The 5,778-nt window shown below is 56.8% G+C and carries 6 protein-coding genes and 1 pseudogene; 1 reads left to right on the top strand and 6 read right to left on the bottom strand.

The features are described 5' to 3' along the window. Positions 1-40 precede the first annotated feature (40 nt). A complete protein-coding gene (locus MUM_RS0119510) occupies positions 41-2,167 on the bottom strand; it encodes a TonB-dependent receptor (protein WP_029616009.1) in 2,127 nt (708 codons plus the stop codon). A 95-nt stretch (positions 2,168-2,262) separates the two neighbouring features. Continuing rightward, a complete protein-coding gene (locus MUM_RS0119505) occupies positions 2,263-2,652 on the bottom strand; it encodes a DUF2946 domain-containing protein (protein ID WP_010173128.1) in 390 nt (129 codons plus the stop codon). A 93-nt stretch (positions 2,653-2,745) separates the two neighbouring features. Between MUM_RS0119505 and MUM_RS0119500 the strand changes: the two genes are divergently transcribed. After that, on the top strand, positions 2,746-3,183 hold the full coding sequence (locus tag MUM_RS0119500) for a DUF3995 domain-containing protein (RefSeq protein ID WP_003214721.1): 438 nt from the start codon (positions 2,746-2,748) through the stop codon (positions 3,181-3,183). A gap of 347 nt (positions 3,184-3,530) precedes the next feature. On the opposite strand, the gene MUM_RS0119495 is transcribed toward MUM_RS0119500, so the two are convergent. The 4 genes and pseudogenes from MUM_RS0119495 to MUM_RS0119480 all read right to left on the bottom strand — a co-directional run bounded on the left by MUM_RS0119495 (position 3,531) and on the right by MUM_RS0119480 (position 4,963). Then, a complete protein-coding gene (locus MUM_RS0119495; RefSeq protein ID WP_010173125.1) occupies positions 3,531-3,956 on the bottom strand; it encodes an Imm50 family immunity protein in 426 nt (141 codons plus the stop codon). Beyond that, entirely contained in the window at positions 3,953-4,105 is a 153-nt protein-coding gene (locus tag MUM_RS1000000134795) for an HNH/endonuclease VII fold putative polymorphic toxin (RefSeq protein WP_169389342.1), read from the bottom strand. Before MUM_RS1000000134795 ends, MUM_RS0119495 begins: the two co-directional genes overlap by 4 nt. A gap of 259 nt (positions 4,106-4,364) precedes the next feature. Continuing rightward, positions 4,365-4,784 (bottom strand): annotated as a pseudogene (locus MUM_RS1000000135075) (RHS repeat domain-containing protein); the annotation flags it as partial. Further along, a complete protein-coding gene (locus tag MUM_RS0119480) occupies positions 4,733-4,963 on the bottom strand; it encodes a hypothetical protein (RefSeq protein ID WP_010173121.1) in 231 nt (76 codons plus the stop codon). The pseudogene MUM_RS1000000135075 and the gene MUM_RS0119480, both read right to left, overlap by 52 nt. Positions 4,964-5,778: the final 815 nt, after the last annotated feature.

The following is a 5,778-nucleotide window of genomic DNA, read 5'->3' as shown; positions in this document are numbered from 1 at the left end:
GCTGCCATCGCCGGCAAGCCGGGCTCCTACAGGGCTTGTGTCAGAACTTCGTCTGCACCGCCAGCTCAAACGTCCTCGGCGACCCGAGGTAATACGCCGGCGACACATGGGCAAACTCGGCATACACCTCATTGGTCAGGTTGCGTACCCGACCCGTCACAGAGGTGTGCTGATCCACCTTGTAAGTCAAAAATGTGCCGAACAAGGTATACGCCGGCACCGTCAGGGTGTTGGCGTTATCGGCATACACCGACGCCACATACCGCGCATCCACGCCACCTTGCCAGTCTTCGGCAAAGTCATAGGTCAGCCACAGATTACCCACCTGCCTGGGCACGTTGGTCGGCGTGTTGCCCTTGCGCGACACCACGGCCCCGCTGGCGATTTTCTCATTGAAGTCCTCGTACTCGGCATCGACCCAGGCGTAGTTACCCTCCACCAATAATTTGGGCGTAACCCGCAACGAACTGGCCAACTCGATACCCTTGGACGACTGCGCGCCCACGGGAATGCTGTTGGTCGGGTCCTGCGGGTCGGTCACGGCGAAGTCCTTGCGCTCAATTTTATAGGCGGCGACGGTGGCCGAACCACGACCGTCCAGGTAGTCGAACTTGCTGCCCACTTCCCACTGCTTGCCGGTAGATACGTCGAACACCTGGGTGGTGCTGCTCGGCTGTTCGGCGGCGGTGCTGTATTGCACGTAGACATTGGCTTGCGGAATGAACTGATACGTCAGGCCAATACGCCCGGTGACCGGCTCCCAGCTGCGCTTGACGTGCCGCGGGTTGCTGGCGGTGATGTCTCGGTGATTGGTGACCTCAAGGTCGATCGCGTCATAGCGCAGGCCGGTGAGCAGCGACAGTTTGTCGGTCAGCCCCAGGCGGTTTTCGACGAACAATGCCTGGGTGGTGACGGCGTTGGTCTTGTCCGGATCGAAGCCGGGTTTGGTGCCGGGGATGTCATAGAAGTGCCCCGGATCGTAGTTGTTCGGATCCACCGTACTTTTACCCGCCACGTTAAGTGGGTTGTTGGTGGTGCTGTTGACCTTGTACTCAAAACCACCGGACCAGGTGGTACTCAAGCCGAAGAATGTGTCGTCATGGCGCAGCTCGAACTGGTTGCCGTTCTGCTCGCCTTGATGGCGTACCTGATAGGCCGTGGAGCGATTCACCGCGCTGTTGTCGGCGTTGTACTGGTAGGTTTCCAGGTTGCGATAGTCGCGCTGGCTGTCGAGGTGATAGAGGGTGTTTTTCAGGGTAGTGCTGTCGTTGATCCGGTAGTCGATGATCGACCGGACCCAGATCGTGCGTTGCTCATAACGGCCGTCGGCCACGTTGTAGTTGTTGAAGCGGTTGTGCTTGTCGATCTTCAACTCGCCCGACTTCGGGTTGAGCACCGGCGTGCCCCAATAGGGGCTGTCTTCGTGCTCGTCCTGGTATTCCAGCGCCAGGGTGTGGGACAGGTTCGGCGTGAAATCACTCAACAGGGAAAATGCCACGCTCCAGGCATCGCGCTGCTGGCGATCGATATAGGTGTGGTTGGTGTTGCGGCTCACGTCCAGGCGCGCGTAATGCTGCACCTCGGCACCCGGTTCGGTCAGCGCATGGTTGAGGCCGAAGGCCATCCCGGCGGTGTCGTAGCTGCCATACGTCAGTTGCCCTTCGGCGGCCTGTTCTTCGCGGGTGGCCAGTTTGGTCACGTAGTTCAGCGAACCGCCGACGGAACCGGCGCCGTTGATCAGCGAGGAGGGGCCGCCCACCAGTTCGACCCGATCATAGATCCACGCATCCACCGGCCGCGCCAGGCCGCCCGACACGGCGACGCCATTGAACATCTGGGTAATCTGGCTGCTGGTAAAACCCCGATAGGAAATAAAACCGCCAAACCCCGGCGGCGCGCTGGCGTTGACCCCGGGCAAGGTATTGGCCGCGTCCCGGAACGTCTTGGCGCCTCGACGTTCGATGTCGTTGCGATTGGCAATGGCGATGGACGCCGGGGTTTCCCGCACGCTCAGCCCGAGGCGCGAGGCCATGCCACTGGATTGGTCCAGAGCCAGGCCGGGCTCGCCGGTTTGTTCGCCATCAATGGTGGTCGGTGCCAGCTCAATCGCCCAGGTGCTGACAGGGAGGCAGCCGAACAGGCCCGCCAAAAGAGGTAGATGTTTCATGGTTGAATCCTGAAAAACATGGCTTGAAAACAACGCGCAGCCGCCCGTACTCCCGAGGGAGACGGCAACACGTGCCAATCAAAAAAGCGCAGGTATCAGGCGAAGGCGGGTGGGGCGCGCGGATTAGCCGCAGGCCAGGTGAAGCGGGCAGGAATGTCGGCGCTGGCAACGATGGCCGGCGGCGGCGCATGGGGTTGTGGCAGGACGACTACATTGAGGCTGGAGCTGAGCGCCGGGCCCATGCCGCCGGTTGAGCACAGCGGGCAACCGAAGGCTTTCGAGAGCGTGGGCAGGGATTCATCGGTGGACTTGTAAGGCGCTGGCGCCTGGGTGCGCGGGTCCACCGTACAGAACTGGCCGCCGATGCCGTTGAGCTGCATCCCGACCATTTGCCCGTGGCCAATACTGCAGGCGAACACATTGAACAGGACGCAGCAATAGAGCATCCAGGCAATGAGCGAGCGGTCGGTACGGGCGAGTTTCATGGGGCGGCACTTTACCATCAGCCGCCGACGAATTGCCTGCAAAAAATCTCAAGAGGTCTATCCTCTTTCGGACTTTTCCAAGGATATCCAGCCATGAGCTTTTTAGTCGCGCGATGGATCGTCGGGGTGTTTGGCTTTATCAGCCTGGTGCATTTGTACTGGGCGGCCGGTGGCAAATTGGGGGTTACCGCGGCGATTCCGCAGCTGCCGGGTGAATTCGCCAGTGGGCCACGCCCGGCGTTCAAGCCCTCGGCGCTGGGCACGTTGCTGGTGGGCGTGGGATTGGTGGCGATTGCAGTGCTGGTGTGTTTGCGGGCCGGACTGTATTTCGAGCCGGTGTCCAATCATGCGTTGCAGTGGGGGATCAGTGCGGTGGCGCTGGTGATGTTTGCCCGGGCGATTGGGGATTCGGAGCTGGTGGGGTTTTTCAAGAAGGTCGGCGGGTCGCGCTTTGCGCGGCTGGATACGTTTTTTTACTCGCCGTTGTGTCTGGTGTTGGGGGCGGGGTTGTTGGTGGTGGCGTGGAGTTGAGGGGAGCGATTGCCGGAGTAGAGTGAGGCTTGCGCTGTATAAACTAAAAGCCCTCTTGGTGATAGAACGTAAGGTGACCCTAAAAAATCAATGGCTTAGGAAGTAGTTTGTGGGGAATAAGCTCGGTAAATCGTCCCCATCCAAATTCTCAGTTTTGAATAACGAGTTAAGTAAATTAATTTGTCTTTTTCTTGGGCAGTCAGTGAGAACTCACGTCAATTCACCTGCAAACCGTAATTCTCTGAATATATATGGTTTTTTTATGATCACATTTTCTTTAGTTAAGGGGGGCGAGTATTTGTTCTCAGGAAATATGGCCGATCGTTACGTAAGTTGGATAATCCAAATTAGGTGTGTTTGGGATTAGCTAAAAATTTACCATCCTCAGGGCCGTTTATGTAAACCGAAGGACCAATCAGAGATATGAATTGCGCTTTGAATTCGATTGAGGATTTTTTTGCGGCGGCTTGGAATATAAGAATTCCGTTTTCTTCCGCGATAGTTGCGGAAAAAATTTCTTTGGTTGGGATGTTGGTGATTTTCAAATCGCTGATGTTCGAGCAGGTAAGCCCGAGTCTGCAAGTGTTGAACCCTTTGTTTTGCCATTTCTCTGGTAAGTTGTCTGGGAATTCCGGTATGTCAAATCCCAGCCCTAGCGAGGGCTGATCGTTCTCTATTTGTAATGAAAAAAGAGAAATTCGGCCAATTTCGATTGGGTGACTAAAAAGCTTACAGAAAAATATGCTTTCATCTAATTCATTCCAATATTTCATTTTTTCTCCTTGAAAAAGTAATGTTCCTTCGCGCCGGGTACGTTACCGTTCCTTGGTTTTTCTATGGGCCGTAAGTTGAAATGCGCGCCTTGGTCACCTGTTCCGCCTTTGCTGCCGAATCGGTGCCCGGCAGAATGGTCTTGAACCAGTACTTCAGAACCATCGCTCTTTGTATACCCTGGTCTTTATCGGTTTGCCCGCGTCATTCAAAATACTTTCACCATTTTTGTCTGTCATTTTTACTATTTCATATTGTTTTGAAGCTCCAGTCCTTGGGTTCACTACCATGTCTGGGTCTTGGCGCATCGGTATCTTGGCAGCTCTTTTTGCTTGTCTGAAAGCTCCTTTGCGAGAGACCTCAGGAGCGTCGGGTTCAACCGGAACACCGCAGTTCGGGTTACTTCGTCCTCCGGGTGGGCAATTGGTGCTCAATCCTAACGGATCCACCCACCCCGTAGGGTTGGGCACGTACTGGTATCCGTTCAGCCCACCCGCGAGCTTCACGGGATCAGGCGTCAGATAGAGGCCAATGTCCGGATTGTAGTAGCGATGGCGGTTGTAGTGCAGTCCGCTTTCCGGGGCGAAGTATTGGCCCTGGAAGCGCAGCGGATTGGTAACGGTATTGACGTCCAGCTTCGCGATTTGGCCGTAGGCGCGGTAGTGCGCGGACCAGACGATTTCGCCATCGGGTGCTGTGAGTTCTTGTGGGGTGCCGAGGTGGTCGAGTTGGTAGTGGAAGGGTTTTACGTCTTCCGGGCCGTAGCCTTTCAGCAGTGCTAACGGTCGGAAGCTGTTGGGTTCGTAGAGGTAGCTTTGGTGGCGATCAGCGCCACCTCATCCCCGACCTTGAACACTTGCTCGACTTCCAGCGCCGAAAAGCTCCAGAAGCTTTCAGCCCAATCATCAAAGGTGTTAAGGCACTCCCTGAAGTCGCGGAGGACGGCCTCAACGTCCCTCGTCTCCGCATTCATCGGGGCCAGGGCCAATCTGCCAATGGCGGGATTCAAGAGGCAGCCCCATCGGGCAGAGCAGTAATCGAAAAAGACATCGGCGTTCCCTCGCGCTGTAATCAGGCGAGGGACTTTGCAGCGGTTTGTGAGAGAAAGAAGTCAGAGCTATCCACTGCTACTTATCGGACGTTTCGCCAAATCCCCGGCTAAGCCGGCCCGTTTTCGTAAGCCAAATCTCCGACAAAAATAAAACCCACAAAACCCACATACACAACAAATCCAACTTGACAGCCGCCATTCCCTTGGCGTCTATTGACGTACCCGCTGGACCATTTCGCAGATGTCCCAGGATGCTCAATGAAGACTGATACCTCACTGACCGATATGCCCAGCGTCCTGTACGCAGCCGAAAGCATCCGCCAAGGCACACTCACCCCCGTGCAACTGGTGGAGAAAAGCCTCGAGTCCATCAAAACCCACAATTCCACACTGAATGCCTTCGGCGACGTCTACACCGAGGCCGCGCTTGAGCAGGCGCATGCCATGACGGTGGCCGCCGAGGCCGGGCAGATAAAAGGCCCGCTCCACGGCATCCCCTTCGGCATCAAAGACCTGTTCTCCACCGCCAACCTGCGCACCACCCGCGGCTCGCTCACTGGGGTGGACAACGTCCCCACACAAGACGCGCCGATCATCCGCCGTCTCAAAGACGCCGGCGCGATCATCCTCGGCAAGACCGCCACCACTGAATTCGGCTGGACCGGCGCCAGCACCTCCCGCGTTTTCGGCAATGGCCGCAACCCGTGGAACCCGCTACTCACCAGCGGCGGTTCCAGCTCCGGCTGAGACTGCCAAGGCACACAGGGGATAGG

Origin of the sequence: Pseudomonas sp. PAMC 25886 (assembly GCF_000242655.1) — a bacterium.
Classification (GTDB): Bacteria; Pseudomonadota; Gammaproteobacteria; order Pseudomonadales; family Pseudomonadaceae; genus Aquipseudomonas.
The sequence above is the reverse complement of the archived record's forward strand: the minus strand, read 5'-3'. Positions and strand labels throughout refer to the sequence as shown.